Origin of the sequence: Salana multivorans (assembly GCF_003751805.1) — a bacterium.
GTDB lineage: Bacteria > Actinomycetota > Actinomycetes > Actinomycetales > Beutenbergiaceae > Salana > Salana multivorans.
Genome location: NZ_RKHQ01000002.1, coordinates 690,387 through 708,496 on the forward strand (window position 1 = coordinate 690,387; position 18,110 = coordinate 708,496).

The 18,110-nt window shown below is 73.9% G+C and carries 14 protein-coding genes; 5 read left to right on the top strand and 9 right to left on the bottom strand.

Translation table 11 applies throughout. The features are described from left to right. Positions 1–42 precede the first annotated feature (42 nt). From EDD28_RS15340 to EDD28_RS15355, 4 genes are all read right to left on the bottom strand, one after another. A complete protein-coding gene (locus EDD28_RS15340) occupies positions 43–1,590 on the bottom strand; it encodes an RNA polymerase sigma factor (protein WP_245968157.1) in 1,548 nt (515 codons plus the stop codon). A gap of 586 nt (positions 1,591–2,176) precedes the next feature. After that, positions 2,177–2,569 carry a glycine cleavage system protein GcvH gene (gene gcvH / locus EDD28_RS15345; protein WP_123740608.1) on the bottom strand — a complete coding sequence of 131 codons (393 nt, stop codon included), beginning with the start codon at positions 2,567–2,569 and terminating at the stop codon, positions 2,177–2,179. 50 nt (positions 2,570–2,619) lie between these two features. Beyond that, positions 2,620–3,012, bottom strand: coding sequence for a universal stress protein (locus EDD28_RS15350; RefSeq protein WP_123740609.1), 393 nt, complete (start codon positions 3,010–3,012; stop codon positions 2,620–2,622). A 76-nt stretch (positions 3,013–3,088) separates the two neighbouring features. Then, a complete protein-coding gene (locus EDD28_RS15355) occupies positions 3,089–4,636 on the bottom strand; it encodes a DUF4192 family protein (protein WP_170169518.1) in 1,548 nt (515 codons plus the stop codon). A gap of 292 nt (positions 4,637–4,928) precedes the next feature. On the opposite strand from EDD28_RS15355, the gene EDD28_RS15360 reads away from it, so the two are divergent. After that, positions 4,929–6,002 (top strand): polyprenyl synthetase family protein, encoded by a 1,074-nt coding sequence (locus tag EDD28_RS15360; RefSeq protein WP_123740611.1) that lies wholly within the window; start codon positions 4,929–4,931, stop codon positions 6,000–6,002. A gap of 163 nt (positions 6,003–6,165) precedes the next feature. On the opposite strand, the gene EDD28_RS15365 is transcribed toward EDD28_RS15360, so the two are convergent. Beyond that, positions 6,166–6,540, bottom strand: a complete 375-nt coding sequence (locus tag EDD28_RS15365) for an Rv2175c family DNA-binding protein (RefSeq protein ID WP_211339244.1) — start codon at positions 6,538–6,540, stop codon at positions 6,166–6,168. Positions 6,541–6,646: 106 nt separating this feature from the next. Here EDD28_RS15365 and pknB point away from each other — a divergent pair, with 106 nt between their 5' ends. Then, positions 6,647–8,674, top strand: a complete 2,028-nt coding sequence (pknB, locus tag EDD28_RS15370) for a Stk1 family PASTA domain-containing Ser/Thr kinase (RefSeq protein ID WP_123740612.1) — start codon at positions 6,647–6,649, stop codon at positions 8,672–8,674. A 49-nt stretch (positions 8,675–8,723) separates the two neighbouring features. On the opposite strand, the gene EDD28_RS15375 is transcribed toward pknB, so the two are convergent. From EDD28_RS15375 to EDD28_RS15385, 3 genes are all read right to left on the bottom strand, one after another. Then, positions 8,724–10,085 (bottom strand): class II 3-deoxy-7-phosphoheptulonate synthase, encoded by a 1,362-nt coding sequence (locus tag EDD28_RS15375; RefSeq protein WP_123740613.1) that lies wholly within the window; start codon positions 10,083–10,085, stop codon positions 8,724–8,726. 121 nt (positions 10,086–10,206) lie between these two features. After that, a complete protein-coding gene (locus EDD28_RS15380; protein WP_123740614.1) occupies positions 10,207–11,436 on the bottom strand; it encodes a pyrophosphate--fructose-6-phosphate 1-phosphotransferase in 1,230 nt (409 codons plus the stop codon). Positions 11,437–11,497: 61 nt separating this feature from the next. Next, positions 11,498–12,331: a lysophospholipid acyltransferase family protein gene (locus EDD28_RS15385; protein WP_211339245.1), complete on the bottom strand. Its 834-nt coding sequence runs from the start codon at positions 12,329–12,331 to the stop codon at positions 11,498–11,500. Between the two features lie 180 nt (positions 12,332–12,511). On the opposite strand from EDD28_RS15385, the gene EDD28_RS17530 reads away from it, so the two are divergent. Next, positions 12,512–13,000, top strand: a complete 489-nt coding sequence (locus EDD28_RS17530; RefSeq protein WP_170169519.1) for a hypothetical protein — start codon at positions 12,512–12,514, stop codon at positions 12,998–13,000. Between the two features lie 78 nt (positions 13,001–13,078). Here the strand turns inward: EDD28_RS17530 and EDD28_RS15395 are convergent, their stop codons facing one another. Continuing rightward, the gene (locus EDD28_RS15395; protein ID WP_123740615.1) at positions 13,079–14,020 is read right to left on the bottom strand and encodes an ROK family glucokinase; all 942 of its coding nucleotides are present in this window, start codon (positions 14,018–14,020) and stop codon (positions 13,079–13,081) included. A gap of 231 nt (positions 14,021–14,251) precedes the next feature. Between EDD28_RS15395 and EDD28_RS15400 the strand changes: the two genes are divergently transcribed. Further along, entirely contained in the window at positions 14,252–16,066 is a 1,815-nt protein-coding gene (locus EDD28_RS15400; protein ID WP_123740616.1) for an AMP-dependent synthetase/ligase, read from the top strand. 60 nt (positions 16,067–16,126) lie between these two features. Continuing rightward, positions 16,127–18,067: a DEDD exonuclease domain-containing protein gene (locus EDD28_RS15405; protein ID WP_245968113.1), complete on the top strand. Its 1,941-nt coding sequence runs from the start codon at positions 16,127–16,129 to the stop codon at positions 18,065–18,067. Positions 18,068–18,110 lie beyond the last annotated feature (43 nt).

Genomic DNA, 18,110 nt, shown 5'->3' on the forward strand with positions numbered 1-18,110 from the left:
CCGTGTCTGGCCCCCCGCACTCGGCGTTCTGTCGTGGGTGGCTCAGTCGAGGTAGTCGCGCAGGACCTGGCTGCGGGAGGGGTGACGCAGCTTCGACATCGTCTTGGACTCGATCTGTCGGATCCGCTCGCGCGTGACGCCGTAGACCTTCCCGATCTCGTCGAGCGTCTTCGGCTGTCCGTCGGTGAGGCCGAACCGCATCGAGACGACGCCGGACTCCCGCTCGCTCAGGGTGTCGAGCACCGCGTGGAGCTGCTCCTGCAGGAGCGTGAAGCTGACGGCGTCGGCCGGGACGATGGCCTCGGAGTCCTCGATGAGGTCACCGAACTCGCTGTCCCCGTCCTCGCCGAGGGGGGTGTGGAGCGAGATGGGCTCGCGGCCGTACTTCTGGACCTCGACGACCTTCTCGGGCGTCATGTCCAGCTCCTTGGCCAGCTCCTCCGGCGTGGGCTCGCGGCCCAGGTCCTGGAGCATCTGCCGCTGGACGCGGGCGAGCTTGTTGATGACCTCGACCATGTGCACCGGGATGCGGATGGTGCGGGCCTGGTCGGCCATGGCGCGCGTGATCGCCTGGCGGATCCACCAGGTGGCGTACGTCGAGAACTTGTAGCCCTTGGTGTAGTCGAACTTCTCGACCGCGCGGATGAGACCGAGGTTGCCCTCCTGGATCAGGTCGAGGAAGAGCATCCCGCGGCCCGTGTACCGCTTGGCCAGCGAGACCACGAGGCGCAGGTTCGCCTCGAGCAGGTGGTTCTTCGCCCGCCGACCGTCGGCCGCGATCCACTCCAGCTCCCGGCGCAGCGAGAACTCCATCGGCCCACCCTCGGCGAGCTTCTCCTCCGCGAACAGGCCGGCCTCGATCCGCTTGGCGAGCTCGACCTCCTGCTCGGCGTTCAGCAGCGCGACCTTGCCGATCTGCTTGAGGTAGTCCTTGACCGGGTCGGCCGTCGCACCGGCCGTGACGACCTGCTGCGCGGGGGCGTCGTCGTCGTCCGAGCCGATGACGAAGCCGGCGGCCTCCTCGTCCTCCTCGGCCGCGGCGGGCTTGGCCTCGCCGTCCTCGCGGGAGTCCGAGTCGTCGGTGGAGTCGGTCTCGGTCTCGCCGTTCTCGACCTCGACGTCCTCGATCTCGACGGCCTCCTCGTCGATCTCCGGCTCCTCGGCGTCATCCGCGTCCGTGGCCTTGGCGGCCGACGCCTTCGTCCGGGTCTTGGCCGGGGCCTTCGCCGTCTGCTTGCGCGTGCGGGTGGCCGGCGCCTTCTCGCTCGCCTCGGTCTCGTCGGCCGCCGAGGTCGTCGCCGCCGCGGTCTTCGAGGTGGCCGACTTCGAGGCCGTGCTCCGCGAGCGGGTCGTCCTCGTCGGAGCGGCGTCGGTCGAGGCGGCGGTCTTGCCGGCCGCCTTGGTCGTCCGGGCCGGGGTGGCGGGCGTCTCCTCGACCGTCTCGGCCGCGGGCTGCGTCGTCGCCGCCGAGGTCCGCGAGGTGGTGCGGGAACGCGTGGGGGCCGCCTTGGAGGTGGCCGTCTTCTTGGCGGAGCTGGCCGCAGAAGATGTGGTGGTGCTGACCGACACGAAGGACCTTTCGGCAGGGATCGTCCGAGCGGGTGGCGCCGCTCGACCGGGCAATGATACGGCTCTCGAGACCACTCCTCCGCCGTCAGGGCACGCCGGAGGCCGGGACTCGTCAACCAGTGGCGTCAACGACGTCCCCCCGTGGTTTGTTCCCGGTGCGCCGAAGAACGTCGAAGAACCGGGTTGAACTGGACGGGAGCCGGCTGGCGACCGGCCGAGAGGCGGCGGAGAACCACTTGAGCACCACCCGAGGACGTGACGGCCGCGGGAGCGTGCCCGGGCGGCCGACCGCTGAGGAGCTGGACCCGGCGGAAGCCGGGATCCGTGCCCTGTGCGAGCAACGCGCGAGGGCCGGCCGGGATCCGTGCGACGTGCGAGCAACGCGCGAGGGCCGCCCGGGATACGTGCGACGTGCGATGGCCGGCCGAGGACGGGCCGGGGCAGGCCGCACGCGTGAGAACGGTCCGGAGCGGGGCATCCGTCGAGGGAACGCGCGACGCGCGAGCGTCGGATGCTCCCCCGCGCCTCGTTCGGACCTCGCGGCGCGCCGCTGGTTCCGTCCGGTCCTCGCGAGGGAGAGCCGCCCCAATCAGGCGACTGGTGGCGCTCAGGCCTCGAGCGTGTCCAGGTACGCCTCGTACTCGGCCGCGTCGAGGAGGTCGGTCGCTTCCTCCGGCACCTCGAGCCGGAACAGCCAGCCCTCGCCGTAGGGGTCGGAGCTGACCAGCTCGGGCGCCGTCGCCAGCTCGTCGTTGACGGCGACGACCTCGCCCGCCAGCGGCGAGAAGATCTCCGACACGGACTTGTGCGACTCGACCTCGCCCGTCACGTCGCCCGGCGCGACCTCGCGGCCCAGCTCGGGCAGCTGCGCGTAGACGACGTCGCCGAGCGCATCGGCCGCGTAGGCGGTGATGCCGACGGTCGCGACGCCGTCGGTGAGTCGGACCCACTCGTGCTCGCGGGTGTAGGCAAGGTCGACGGGTACCTCGTGCGACGACACGTGGCGGCCTCCTGGTTCGAGGGGTGCTTCGGGACGGCGGAGTCGCCGGCTCAGACGGACTTGACCGCGAGCACGGGGACGGGTGCGTCCAGCAGGACGCGCTGGGCGTTCGAGCCGAGGATGAGCTTGCCCACCGGCGAGCGACGGCGGAGCCCGATGACGATGAGCTCCGCCTGGGACTCCTCGGCCGTCTCGATGAGGTCCTCGGCGACGTCGCGACCCTGGTCGAGCTGGCGCACCTCGTAACCGAGGCCCGACTCGTCGAGCCGGTCGCGCACGCGCTCAACGGCGGCGTCGTGCGACGCGGAGTCCTCGCTGGGTCTGCGAGAGGCCACCACGACGACGCGCGCCCCACGCCTGCCCGCCTCGACGGCCGCGGCCTCGAGAGCCGCCTCGCCCTCGGGCGTCGCCAGGTATCCCACCACGATCGCCGTGCTCGCCATGGCTCGACACTAGACCACGCCGGGGCGCGTCCCAGGCCGTGATCCTCCGGTGTCGCGGGGTGAGACCGCTCGGGGTTCACGCCGTCGCCGCGGGCAGCGCCCAGCCGGGTGCGACGCCGTGTCGCAGCAGCTCCGCGACCAGCCCGGCGAGACGCTGCCCAGGGTCCAGCCGGACCGCCTCGCGCGCCGCCAGCGCCGCCGCGGCGCCGTCGCCGCGCCACCAGTGGAGCCAGGCGAGGATCGCGCACAGGTCGGCTCGGACGGACGGCTTCGCGAACGAGGCAGCCGCCTCGACGACCCCGACGGCGTGCCGCAGCAGCCCCGGGTCCGGGGCCGTGACGCCCGGCTCGAGCAGCCGGGAGAACGCCGCCCAGCCGCCCGGCGCGTCCGGCAACGGGTCCGAGCACGGAACGGCGGGACCGGGGCACCCGGCGGTGCCAACGCCGTCTTGGGCGCTGCCCGCGGCACCCCGACCGCGCTCCGCGATGTCCCCGCCGGGTGGCACGCCGGCCGCGGTGAGCTCCGTCCTGCCCTCGGCACCCTCGGCACCCTCGATGCGCTCCACGGCGTCGCCGCCGGGTCCGGAGCGACCCGCGGCATGCTCCACGCCGTCCTCACCGGCCCGGGCGCTGCCGGGTGGCGCGCCGGCCACGGTGGGCTCCACGCAGGACCCGGCTCCCTCAGCGAGCCTCCGAGGGGCGCGCTCCGCGCCGCCCGTGCCAGGGGCGCACTCCACGCCGGCGGTCGGGTCGGTCCACTCGCCCGGCGCCGCCCGCGCGATCGCGAGCAGCACCGCATCGCGCAGCCGGGGCGCGGCGAGGAGAGCCGCCAGCCGGCCGAGAACGCTCGGCCGGGACGTCGCGGACCCCAGCGTCTCGACCGCCTCCGCCACGAGCGCGGCGATCGGCCGGCCGCCGTCCATTCCGTCCCCGACCCGCAGCCTCGCCCGGCCGAACGCGGACCCGAACGAGCGTCGCCCCGGTCCGCTGGTGCTGCGCGCCGGAGCGAGCGCCTCCCGGCTCGGCCGCGGCGACGAGCCGCGCAGGGTGAGCTCGGCGGCGACGCGGGTGTCCGTCAGCTCGCGCAAGTCACGTCCGCGCGCCGGGCAGCACTCCTCGTCGTTGCAGTCGAACGCGCCGTACCCGGTGCTCGTCACCAGCCACACCTCGCGGACCGCGGGCAGGTCGGGCGTCGTCGTCACCGCTCCGACGGCGGCGCGGACACGGGGATCACACCGCGCCCGCGCCACGGTCCCCGGCGCGTACACGACGCAGAACACCTGCGTGCCGCCGTCGGCGCGGACGTGCGAGGCGAGCGCCGCGAGGAGGTCGCCCGCCCGTGGCGACGCGAGGGGCTCGAGGTCGCACCGCATCGTGAGCCCGAGCCGACCCCGCGGCGGTCTCAGGGAGATGAGGACGACCGAGCTCTCAGGGTGGAAGCCGAGCGCGTGCGGGACGTACGACAGCACCTCCTCGACACCGGTGGCCCGCAGGACGGGCTCGGCGTCCAGGACGGGGACCCCGTCCGCGACCGCGTCTCCCGGCGGCGCGCCGGCGAGGCCCGCATCGTCCGGCGCGCGGCTCCCCCGCGCTGCGCTGTCCCGGGTCGTGGCGGCTCGGCTCATCGTGGCTCCCTGCGTGCGGTCTCGGCGGGGCCGGGGCGTCGTCGACGTCCCGGGTTCCCGGGGCCGGGTCGGACCCGGTGTCGAGTCCATCTCGCCAGGTCGGACCGCCCGCGTCCACGGGGGTGTCGACGGGCGCCCGGTGTTCGACGTCGCGGCCGGATGTGGACAGCGATCACCCGCCCGATCCCGACAGTCGTCGGCCGGGCACGGTCGCGCACGTCCTCCACCGCCTCGGCGCCCGCAAGTCCCCGTCCCCGACCGACCGCCGGACCCGTCGAACTAGGGTGAGAGCATGCCGCAGCACTCCCCCGTCAGCGCGCTCGACCGCGACCTCGACGACGCGATCGACCGGGCCGTCGACGGGATCTCGGCCCACGTCGGACGCGCGGGACGAGAGGCGGCACCGCTGCTGGAGGGCGCCCGACGGGCCGTCCGCGGCGGCAAGCGGCTGCGCGCGCGGCTGTGCCTCGCGGCCACCGCCGCGTGCGGGGGCGAGCCGAACGTTGACGTCGCCGCGGCCCTCGAGCTGTTCCAGGCGGCGGCGCTCGTCCACGACGACCTCATGGACGCCGCCGACACGCGCCGCGGCGAGCCGTCAGCTCACCGCTGGTTCGCCGATCGGGGACCGGGCACCGCGACCGACCCCGCCCTGCGGGAACGGCTCGGCGAGGGCGGCGCCATCCTCCTCGGCGACCTCCTGCTCGCCTGGAGCGCGACGACTCTCACGAGCGCGACGGCCGCGCTGCCGCTCGAGCGTCGGCTCCGGCTCGTCGACCTGTTCGGGGCCATGTCATCGGAGGTCGCCTTCGGCCAGTACCTCGACCTGCTCGCCACGCTCGCGCCGTGGGGCGACGAGGAGGCCCTGGACCGCGCCTGGCGCGTCATCGAGTCGAAGACCGCCCGCTACAGCGTCGAGCTCCCGCTCGTCATCGGGGCGCGGATCGCGGGCGCCGATGACGTCGTCGTCGACTGGCTGGCCCGCCTCGGGCACGAGGTCGGCGTCGCCTTCCAGCTCCGGGACGACGTCCTCGGGGTGCTGGGCGAGCCCGAGGTCACCGGCAAGCCCTCGGGCGACGACATCCGGGAGGGCAAGCGCACGGTCCTGCTGGAGCTGGCCTACGGCGACGCGACCCCGGACCAGCGCGTGACGCTCGAACGGTGCGTCGGCCGCGGCGACGTCACGGCCGACGAGGTCGAGGCCGTCCGGTCGATCCTGCGCGACTCCGGCGCCCTCGCCCGCGTCGAGCTGCTCATCACCGAGCACGCGGACCGGGCCGAGGAGCTGCTCGCGGACGCGCCGACCGGCGTCGGCGACACCGCCGAGCTGCGCGAGCTCGTCGCGGCCGCCCTCGACCGCGCCTCCTGATCCCAGCACCGAGCGGCCGAGGCCGCTCGGCCGCGCGCACGGAGCGGCTCACCGCCCGTCGCAGGCGTCACCGATCGGCCCTCGGCCACCGTGAACCGCCGGCGGACGCGTCAGCAGCCGCCGTCACCGGCCGACCGTGCGAGGACCGGCCACCCGCGACGCGTCAGTAGTCGATCGCCTGCGCGGCGCGGCGCACGGTCGTCACGCGCCCGTCGCGCAGCGCCTGGATCGGTGTCGCCCCGAGCTGGTCGTTCTCGGTGAACAGCCAGCGCAGCGACTCCAGCTCGTCGTACCCGGCGTCGCCGAGCATCGTCAGCGTCCCGCGCAGCGACGTCAGGATCTCCTCGCCGTCGCCGTCGGCCACGAGGAAGGCCTCGGGCACCGCCATGGCCGCGTTGGGCCCGGTCCGGAAGGCCAGGAGCTTGCGATCGTGGATGAGCGCTCGGACCTGCTTGTCCGGTATCCCGATCCTGCTCGCCACGTCCGGCACGTACACCCACTCCGAGACGAGCGTCTCCCACTCACGATCCTGTTCCACACGGCCGATGCTAGCGAACGCCCGCCGACCGGTCGGCGCCACGCACGACGCCCCGCCACGGCGCGGTTCCCGCGTTCCGGCGCGGTTCACGGGTAACCTCGCGGCGATGGGTGCACTCACGACGGACCCGCTGCTGGGCAGCACGGTCGACGGACGTTACGACGTCGTGCGCCGAATCGCCCGCGGCGGCATGGCCACCGTCTACCTGGCCCACGACCGACGGCTCGAGCGCTACGTCGCGCTCAAGGTCATGCACCCGCACCTGGCCGAGGGGACCGACGTCATCGCCCGCTTCCGGCGCGAGGCCCGCGCGGCCGCCCGGCTGGCACACCCGGGCATCGTCGCGGTGCTCGACCAGGGCGTCGACGGCGAGCTCAGCTACCTCACGATGGAGTACGTCCGCGGCCGCACGCTCCGCACCGAGATCGCAGGGAACGGCGCGCTCAGCCTCGGCCGCTCGCTCGCGATCACCGAGGGCGTGCTCGACGCGCTCGCAGCCGCGCACCGCGCCGGGCTCGTCCACCGCGACATCAAGCCCGAGAACGTGCTCGTCAGCCCCGAGGGTGCCGTCAAGGTCGGCGACTTCGGCCTGGCTCGCGCCGTCACCGAGGCGACGGCGGCGAGCACGGGGACGCTGCTCGGGACGGTGGCCTACCTCTCCCCCGAGATCGTCTCGAGCGGCCAGGCCGATGCCCGTGCCGACGTCTACGCCGTCGGGATCATGCTCTTCGAGATGCTCACCGGCTCGCCGCCGTTCGAGGGCGAGACGCCGATCCAGATCGCCTACCGGCACGTCCACGAGGACGTGCCGGCGCCGAGCGAGTCGGTGCCGTGGCTGCCGGTCGACGTCGACGACCTGGTCGCCGAGCTGACCGCGCGCGACGTCACCCAGCGCCCCGAGGACGCCGCCGAGGCGCTCGCCCTTGTCCGTCGCCTGCGCCGCGGTCTCGACCAGCGGGCGCTCACGCTCCGGGCGCAGGTCGAGGGCCGGCCCGAGCTGCTCGTCCCGATCCCGGACGACGTACCGACCCCGGCCGAGCGGCACAGCGCCACCATGCCGGTCGGCGGCGTCACCGAGGAGCTCGACGCCGACCGCACCCAGGCGCTCGACCGCGGACCCGGCACGGGGACGATCGCCCTGCCGATCGGGGCCGTCGCGGTGCCGGACGCGCCCTCGTCCTCCCCGGCGGCTCCCCGCCGGCGGCGACGAGGCGGCCGCGCCCTCGTCATCACGCTCCTCGTCCTGCTCATCGCCGGCGGGGCCGGCGCCGGCTGGTGGTTCTTGTTCGGGCCGGGCGCGCGCGTCCTCGTCCCCGAGGTGGCCGGCACGTCGGCCTCCGACGCGACGGTCGAGCTCGAGGACCTCGGCCTCGTCGTGCACCGGGACGAGCGGTACGACGACGACGTGGCGGCCGGCCTCGTCATCTCCACCGATCCGGAGCCGGGCACGAGCCTCGCCCGCGGCGAGAGCATCGAGCTGGCCGTCTCGCTCGGCATCGAGCACTTCACGCTCGACGACGTCGCCGAGATGCCGCAGGAGGCGGCCGTGACGGCGGTCACCGAGGCCGGGTTCGCCACGCCGGACGTCGTCGAGGAGCCCCACCGCACCCTGGCGGCGGGCCTGGTCATCCGCTCCGACCCGGGTCCGGGCGAGTACCCGCACGACCAGGCGATCACGCTCACGGTCTCCAGCGGTCCGGAGCTCAAGGAGATCGACCAGGACTACGTCGGCTGGGACGTCGCGACGGCCACGACGTCGCTCGCGAAGATCCTCGACATCGACGAGGCCGCGATCTCCCAGACCGAGGAGTTCAGCGACGACATCGCCGCCGGTCAGGTCATCTCCGTCGCCATCGGCGCCAACGGCGACGTCCCGCAGCCGTACGAGCCGGGGGCGACCTTCCCCCAGGGCTCCAACGTCATCCTGGTCGTCTCGAAGGGCCCCGACATGGTCGAGGTGCCGAACGTCGAGGGGAAGTCGCTCTCGGCGGCGACCGAGCAGCTGGAGGAGCTGGGCTTCGTCGTCGACACCAAGCAGTCCTGGGGACTGGGGCTGGGTCAGGTCGTCGACCAGAAGCCCGGGGCCGGTGAGAGCGTCAAGCGCGGCTCGACGATCCTCCTCACCTTCGTCTGAGGACGCCCGCCCGCCGAGCGATCGGTGAGCGACCGCCGAGCGGCCGGAGTCAGCGCGCGGTGCGCTCCCGCAGCATCTCGGCCACGAGGAACGCCATCTCGAGCGACTGCGCGTGGTTGAGCCGCGGGTCGACCAGCGTCTCGTAGCGCTGCTCCAGCCCGAGGTCGTCGATCTCCTCCGCCCCGCCGAGCACCTCGGTGACGTCGTCACCCGTGAGCTCGACGTGGACGCCGCCCGGGATGGTGCCGAGGGCGTTGTGCACCTCGAAGAAGCCCCGGACCTCGTCGATGACGTCGGCGAACCGGCGGGTCTTGTACCCGTTCGACGAGGTGATCGTGTTCCCGTGCATCGGGTCGGACACCCACAGGACGGGCCGACCGTCCGCGGCCACGCGCTCGACGATCGCCGGGAGCGCGTCCCGGATCCTGCCTGCGCCCATCCGCGTGATGAACGTGAGCCGCCCCGGCGTCCCGTCGGGGTTGAGCGCGTCCATGAGACGCACGGCGTCGTCCGGCGAGGTCGTCGGCCCGAGCTTCACGCCGATCGGGTTGTGCACGCGGGAGAAGAAGTCGACGTGCGCGCCGGTCAGGTCGCGGGTGCGCTCGCCGATCCACAGGAAGTGCGCCGAGCAGGTGTACGGAAGGCCGGTCCGCGAGTCGATCCGCGTGAGGGGGCGCTCGTAGTCGAGCAGGAGGCCCTCGTGCCCCGCGTAGAAGTCGACCGTGCGCAGCGCGTCGAAGTCGGCGCCCGCCGCGGCCATGAAGCGGATCGCGCGGTCGATCTCGGAGGCGACGCCCTCGTAGGTGCGGTAGGCCGGCGTGACCGTGAAGCCCTTGTTCCACTCGTGCACGAGGCGCATGTCGGCGAACCCGCCCATGGTGAAGGCGCGCGTGAGGTTGAGGGTCGCCGCCGAGGTCTGGTACGCCTTGAGCAGCCGGCGCGGGTCGGGGATGCGCGCCTCGGGGGTGAACGCGTGGCCGTTGACGATGTCACCCCGGAATGCCGGGAGGGTGACGCCGTCCCGCGTCTCGTCGTCGCTCGAGCGCGGCTTGGCGTACTGGCCGGCGATCCGCCCCATCTTCACCACGGGCATCGACGCGCCGTAGGTGAGGACGATCGACATCTGCAGGATCGTCTTGATCTTGTTCCGGATCCGCTCGGCGGTCGCCTCGGCGAACGTCTCGGCGCAGTCACCGCCCTGGAGCAGGAACGCCTCGCCCCGCTGCGCGAGCGCGATCTTCTCCCGCAGCGCGTCCGCCTCCCCCGCGAACACGAGCGGCGGCAGGGCCGAGAGCTCGGCCGTCACCTCGGCGAGCGCCGCGGAGTCGGGCCAGGTCGGCTGCTGCGCGGCGCGAAGCTCGCGGTAGGCATCGAGGCCGGCCAGGACGACGGGATCTGCGGGAACGCTCACGACCGACAAGGATAGGCGAGCCGCGCCCTCCCCCGCGCGCATGCACGACCCGTGGACGGCGACGGGGCCGGGCGCGCACCGCGAGGGTGTGCGCCCGGCCCCGCCACGACCGGCGTCGGCGTCAGTGGCCGGCGTTCTCCGCGGGCTTGAACGGCTGGCCGATCGACTCCAGCAGCTCGGCGAACCACGCCTGGTCGAGGTCGAACGGCTTGTGGCCGGCGATCCGCGGGAACTCGATCGCCCGCAGCTCGTCGCCCTGCTCCTCGTCGTTGCCGATGACGCCGGAGACGCCTGCGAGGGCGGAGTCGACCGCGAGGTCGACCATCTGCGCGATGAGCGCGAGGTCCTCCTCGTGCGCGGCCGCCGAGCGGGAGTAGTAGCCGCTCTTCTGGACCATGACCTTCTCGGCGCCGATGAGGTCGGCGAACCGCTTGGCGAACCAGGCGCCCGGGTTGATCGTGTCGAGCTTGACGTGACCGAACGGGTCGCGCTGGACCTCCTCGCCGCGCGCCTCCATCTCCGCGACGATCTCCGGGACGCCGGCGCCCTCGGACAGGAAGATGTTGACGTTGCCGACGGAGTCCATGACGCCGCGCAGGCGCACGGCCTCACCCTCCAGGTCGAGCGCGAGCTCGGGCAGGAACACGGCGTGGACGTCCCACCGCTCCTTGACCAGACCGATGCTCGGGTTCCAGGCGGGCACCTGCTCGACCCACGCGTGGTAGCGGCGCGCGGCCTCGGCCGTGAGCCAGCCGCAGTTGCGCCCCATGACCTCGTGGACGATGAGCATGCGCGGGTTGGAGCGGTGCTCGCCGATGATGTTCTGCGCGAACCCGGAGGCCTCCTCGGCCGCCGTGAGCGCACCGAGCGACTGCCGGATCGGCACGATGTCGTTGTCGATCGTCTTGGGCAGGCCGACGACCGTGAGCCCGTAGCCGTGCTCCTCGAGGTACGCGGCGAGGTCGGCCGCCGTCGTGTTCGTGTCGTCGCCGCCGATCGTGTGCAGCACGTCGACGCCGTCGGCGCGCAGCTGCTCGGCCGCCTTCTCCAGCGGGTTCTCACCGTCGGCGACGAGACCGCGCTCGACGAGGTTCTTCGCGTTGGTCAGCTTGACGCGCGAGTTGCCGATCGGGCTGCCGCCGAACTTCAGCAGCACCTCGGCGTTGTCCCGCGCCGCCTGGTCGACGACGATCTTCCGGCCGGTGAGCAGGCCGTGGTAGCCGTACTCGTAGGCGATGATCTCGATGTCGGGCGCGATCTCGGAGTAGCGCTTGATGAGGCCGCCGACCGCGGCGGAGAGGCAGGGGGCGAAGCCGCCCGCGGTGAGCAGCGCGACGCGCTTGACCGTCATGTGTCTTCCTTCGTTTCCGTGGGAGCCCTCGGGGAGGGAGGCCGTGGGGATGGACTGGGTGCTAGCGGGTCTCGTCGGGCTCGACGCCCTCGGCGGCGGCCGCCGCGGGGCCGGGGTCCCTGGTCGCCGGCCCGGACGCCGCGCCGTCGTCCGGCGACGGCGGCTCCTCGGGCACCGGGCGCCCGCCGGGCGCGTCCGTGAGGGAGGCAGCCGACTTGCCCTTGGCCAGCCGCGCCTTCGCGGTGGCCGCGTACATGTCGACGTACTCCTGGCCCGACAGGCGCATGATCTCGTACATGATCTCGTCGGTGATGGAGCGCAGGACGAACCGGTCGTTCTCCATCCCGGCGTAACGGCTGAAGTCCATCGGCTCCCCGAGCACGACGCCGATCCGCTTGAACTTCGGGATCCGCCGGCCGATCGGCTGCGCGATGTTCGTGCCGACCATCGCGACCGGGACGACGGGGGCGCCCGACTCCAGCGCGAGCCGCGCGACGCCGGTCTTGCCGCGGTAGAGGCGTCCGTCGGGGCTGCGGGTGCCCTCGGGGTAGATCCCGAACAGGCCGCCGGTCTCGAGCCGGTCGAGGCCGGCGTTGAGCGCCGCCTCCGACGCCTTGCCACCCGAGCGGTCGACCGGGATGAGCCCGACGCCCTTCATGAACCACGCGATGAACCGACCCTTGAGACCGGTGCCCTCGACGTAGTCGGACTTCCCGAGGAACACCACCTCGCGCGGCAGCATGAGCGGGAGGAAGAAGGAGTCGATGACGGCGAGGTGGTTGCTCGCCAGGATCGCCGGACCGGTCTCGGGAAGGTTCTCGGCTCCGCGGATCCACGGCTGGTAGAAGACGCGCAGGAGCGAGCCGAGCGTCGCCTTCATGAACCGGTAGAACACTCGTGGACCCCTCTTCGAGGTTCGGAATCACCGCGCCGCGACGGAGGCGGACGAGGGCGCCGGTGGCAACCCACGCCCCACTCTAGAGGGCGGCGGACCCCCGGTCCCGCCCGTGGGTCCCGGTCCCCCTCGCACCCGGCCCAGCCCTCCGGGTCGCCCGGGGCGAACTATCCTGCCGGGATGACTGTGCCCGAGCCGGAGGACCGCGACGAGGTCGAGCCCGCGGCCGACGACGCCGTCGCGGACGCGCCCGACGACGGTGCCGACGACGGCGCCGGGAGCGAGCCGGACGAGCGCGACTGGGACGCGGAGTGGCGCGACCTCACGGGCCCGCTCGCGGCCGAGCCGCGGCGGTTCCTGCTGTCGGACACGCCGCGGATCGGTGCCGGGACCGGCCCGCGCGACTACTCCCCGCCCGACGACCCGGAAGACGAGAGCTGGCACCCCGAGGAGCCGCCACCGGCGACGGGCAGCACCCGCACGCGCCTGGCGTGGGCCGGGATCATCGGCGGCCCGCTCCTCATGCTGCTGGCCGTCGTGACGTTCGGCAGCGCCGAGGTGTGGTTCGTCGGGCTGAGCCTCGTCCTGTTCGTCGGCGGCTGCGCCCTCGGGTTCAGCCAGCTCCCGAAGCGCCACCGCGATCCCGACGACGACGGCGCCGAGGTCTGACGCACGATCGCCCTCCGACGTCGGGGTGGCCGCGGTCGCGAGACGCGACCTGGCCCACCCCGATGTCGGAGGTTCGGGTCAGTGCGAGCGGGCGAGGTCGGCGGCGCCGACGATGCCGGCGTCGTTCCCCAGCTCCGCGATGACGATGGTCGGCAGCGGTCGGCGGCCCCGCGCGAAGAGCTGCTGGTCGAGCGCCTCGCGCGCCGGCTCCAGCAGGAGGTCACCGGCCTCGCAGACGCCACCGCCGACGACGTACAGGGCGGGGTCGAGCACCGCCGACAGCGCGGCCATCCCCGTCCCGAGCCAGCGGCCGAGCTCGGCGAGCATGTCCACCGCGAACTGGTCGCCCTCCTTGGCCGCCTGGGTCACCATCGGCCCGGTCACGCGCTTGGGCTTGCCCTCGGCGAGCCCGATGAGGTGCGCCGCCCGGTCCGGGTCGGTCTCGAGCGCCGCCCGCGTCTCCCGCACGAGCGCGGTGCCCGACACGTAGCGCTCGAGGCACCCGTCGTGCCCGCAGCCGCAGGCGCGGCCGTTGGGCACGACCCGCAGGTGGCCGACCTCGGCACCCGCGCCGGAGGCCCCCCGCAGGAGCCGTCCGTCGGTGACGATGGCGCCACCGAGGCCGGTGCCGACCGTCAGCATGATCATGTCCTCGACGTCGCGGCCGGCGCCGAACCGGAACTCGGCCCAGCCGGCCGCGTTCGCGTCGTTCTCGACGACCACGGGGAGCGCGAGCCGCTGCCGGAGCACCTCGCCGAGCGGGTAGTCGCGCCAGGCGATGTTCGCGGCGAACACGACGGTCGAGCGGTCCCGACCGACGAAGCCGGCGGCCGAGACGCCGACGACGCCGACCTCGTGGTCGCGACGCAGCTCCTCCACCGCGTCCGCGACCGAGTCCTCGATGGCCGCCGGGTCCTCGGGATCGGTGTCGCGCCGCGTGCTCGCAAGCAGGCGACCGTCCTCGTCGACCACGCCGGCCGCGATCTTGGTTCCCCCGATGTCGACACCGATGGCGAGCATGAGTCCTCCGTGTGTGGTGCTGGTGTGGTGCGGGCCGCCCCGCGACCGGATCGTGCGCGTCCCTATCCTGGCGCATCCCGGGGGTGCTGACGTAGGCCCAGCGTCCGGGACGGACCGTGTCGCCACTCGCACGCGCCGCGCCTCCCCCTTACTGTTGGAGACCACACGGTGAGGAGCTGGGGCGAGCTCGTCACCGTGCACGGCATCCGCCCATCGGACGAAGGAGCCACGATGGACACGACCACCCCCGTCCCACCCCCGGCAGTCGACCCGGGCACGAGCATCACGGACCTGCTCGAGGACCTGCACCGGCGAGACCCGGGATCGACGATCTACCGCGTGCCGGAGGGGTCCGGCTGGCGCGACGTCAGCGTGCGGGAGGTGCGCACCGAGGCGATCGACCTCGCGCGCGGCCTCGTCGCTGCCGGCATCGCGCCCGGTGACCGCGTCGGCATCATGTCCCGCACCCGGTACGAGTGGACGCTGCTCGACCTGGCGATCTGGTACGCCGGGGCGGTTCCCGTCCCCGTGTACGAGACGTCGTCGGCCTCGCAGACGGCCTGGATCCTGTCGGACTCCGAGACCGTCGCGATCTTCTGCGAGCAGGCGTCCCACGCGGCCGTGGTCGCGGAGGCGCGTCCGGACGTGCCGAGCCTGCGCGAGGTCTGGGTCATCGAGGACGGCGCCCTCGCGGACGTCACGGCCCGCGGCGCCGGCGTCACGGCCGAGGACGTGCACGCCGCCTCCGGCGCCGTCGGCCTGGCCGACCTCGCCACGATCATCTACACCTCCGGCACGACGGGCCGGCCCAAGGGCGCCGAGCTCACCCACGGCAACTTCGTCGTCCTCGCCAAGAGCGCGGTCGGCGCGATCCCCGAGGTGTTCGCCCAGGAGGGCGCGTCGACGCTGCTGTTCATGCCGCTCGCGCACGTGTTCGCCCGGTTCGTCGAGGTGCTCGCGCTCGCCGCCGGCGTCCCGATGGGGCACACGCGGGACGTGAGCACGCTCGTCGCGGACCTCGGCACGTACCGGCCGACGTTCATCCTCGCCGTCCCGCGCGTGTTCGAGAAGGTCTACAACAGCGCCGAGCAGAAGGCCGTCGCCGGCGGCAAGGAGAAGATCTTCCGCTGGGCGGCCGCGACGGCGATCGCCTACTCCCAGGCGATGGACGACGGCGGGCGTCCCGGCCTGGGCCTGCGCCTCAAGCACGCGGTCGCCGACCGGCTCGTGCTCCACAAGCTGCGCAACGCGATGGGCGGGAACCTGGTCTACGCCGTCTCCGGCGGTGGCCCGCTCGGCGCCCGGCTCGGCCACTTCTTCCGTGGCGTCGGCCTCACCGTGCTCGAGGGCTACGGTCTCACCGAGACGACCGCGCCGCTCACGGTCAACCGGCCGGCGAAGGTCAAGATCGGGACCGTCGGTCCCCCGCTGCCCGGGATCGAGCTCGCGATCGCGGCCGACGGCGAGATCCTCGCCCGTGGCGTCGGCGTCTTCAGCGACTACCACAACAACCCCGAGGCGACGCAGGAGGCGTTCACCGACGGCTGGTTCCACACCGGCGACCTCGGCACCCTCGACTCCGACGGCTACGCCGCCATCACCGGTCGCAAGAAGGAGATCATCGTGACGGCCGGCGGCAAGAACGTCGCCCCGGCCCAGCTCGAGGACGCCATCCGCGCGCACCCGCTGGTCAGCCAGTGCCTCGTCGTCGGCGAGGGGCGGCCGTTCATCGCGGCTCTCGTCACGCTCGACGTCGAGATGCTGCCGGGCTGGCTCTCCGCGCACGGCAAGGCCGCGATGACGCCGCAGGAGGCGGCCGCAGACCCGGAGGTGCGCGCGGCGGTCCAGGAGGCCGTCGACCGCGCGAACAAGCACGTCTCCCGCGCCGAGTCGGTGCGCGTGTGGGACTTCCTCGACGGCGACTTCACGATCGACAACGACTACCTCACGCCCTCGCTCAAGGTGAAGCGGGCCGCCGTCCTGCGGGACATGGCCCCGAAGGTCGACGAGCTCTACGCGCAGGCAGCGGCCAGCCGCAAGGACTGAGTCGCGCCGGCGGCCTCGCCCGCCGCGTCGATGTCGGTGGTGGGACGTAGCGTCTGCCGCGTGGTCACCTCCCTCCCGACGACGACGCAGCCGGACGACCCCGCGCTCGCGGTCCAGCCGAGCCTGCTCGCCGACGGTCCGGCGCTGCACGCGGTCGACTTCGTCGTCGTCGACCTGGAGACGACGGGCGGCGCCGCGACCGGCGACCGGATCACCGAGATCGGCGCCGTGCGCGTGCGTGGCGGCGAGGTGCTGGGCGAGCTCGGCACGCTCGTCAACCCCGGCCGGGCGATCCCGCCGACCATCACGGTGCTCACCGGCATCACCGACGCGATGGTGGTGGCGGCGCCGTCCGAGGAGGAGGTCGTGCCGACCTTCCTCGAGTTCGCCCGGGACGCGGTGCTGGTGGCGCACAACGCCCGGTTCGACGTCGGGTTCCTCCGCGCGGCGTGCGATCGGCTCGGGATCGAGTGGCCGCGTCCCCTCGTCGTCGACACGCTCGCGCTCGCCCGGCGCGTCGTGACGCGGGACGAGGCGCCCAACCACAAGCTCGGCTCGCTCGCCAGGCTCTTCCACGCGGCCGTGGCGCCGGACCACCGAGCGCTCACGGACGCGCGCGCGACGGTCGACGTGCTGCACGGTCTCCTCGCCCGGCTGGCACCGCTCGGCGTCACCCATCTCGACGACCTCGTGACGGCCGCGGACCCCGTCCCGGAGGCCGTGCGACGCAAGGCGACGCTCGCCGACGGGCTCCCCCAGCTGCCGGGCGTGTACCAGTTCCTCGACGCATCGGACCGGATCCTCTACGTGGGGACGGCGACGAACCTGCGCACCCGCGTCCGGTCCTACTTCACGGCGGCGGAGAAGCGGCGCCGGATCACCGAGATGGTGCGGATCGCCGCCCGGGTCCACCCCATCCCCGTCCCCACACCGCTGGAGGCGTCGGTCCGCGAGCTCCGGCTCATCGCGCAGCACAGCCCGCCCTACAACCGCCGCTCCCGCAGCCCCGGCGCCGAGCCGTGGATCCGGCTGACCGACGAGGCGTTCCCGCGGGCGTCGATCGTGCGCACACCGCCGGCGAGCGGGCCCGTGCTCGGGCCGTTCCGCAGCCGGGGGCTCGCGACCGCGGCGCTGGAGGCCCTCACGGGCGCCTTCGGGCTGCGGTCGTGCACCGAGCGACTGCCGCTGTCCCCGCGTCCGGGTCACGGCGCCTGCGCGCTGCGCGAGCTCGGTCGCTGCGGCGCACCGTGCGTCGGCGACGTCGACCGTTCCGGGTACCTACCGGCGGTCGAGGCGTTCACCCGGTTCGCGGCGGGCGACGCCCGCGAGTACCTGGCGCACGCCGCGGCGCGCCTGGACCGGCTGGTCGCGCAGGAGCGGTTCGAGGAGGCCGCCGTCGAGCGCGACCGGTGCCAGGCCCTCCTGCGCGGGGCGGCGCGGGCGCAGCACCTGCGCGCCCTGCGCTGCGCCGAGCTGCTCGCGGCCCGACCGCGCGACGATGCCCGCTCGACGACCGGACGCGGCGGCGGCAGTGCCCGCACGGGCGGCCGGGTCTGGGAGGTCGTCTGCATCCGGCACGGGCGGCTCGCCGGGACGGCCGTCGCCGCGAGCACGGCCGCCGTGCTGGAGACGGCGGAGGCGCTGCGTCTGACGGCCGAGGACGTGCCGGAGGCTACCACGCTCGCCGGCGCGGCCTGGGCCGAGGAGACCGAGCTGCTCTGGGGCTGGCTCGACCGGCCGGGCGTGCGCCTGCTCGCCGTCGAGGGCGCGGCGCTCGCGCTCCCGCGGCACGGCGCCGCGTGGGCGCTCGCCGACCTGCAGCGTCACCTCGGGCTCACCCACCCGCGGGTCCTGGTCGAGGCGGAGGATCCCGAGCAGGTCGCGGGGCGGAGCGACCCGGAGCCGACGGACCCGCGCCACGAGACGGGCGAGAACGGCGAGACGGACGAGGCCGGCGAGGCCGAGGACGAGCGGGACGGGCGGGAGGCGGGCGCCGCCTAGCGGCGACGGCCGGGAGGCCGGCGGATCGGGAGACCGACGGGGG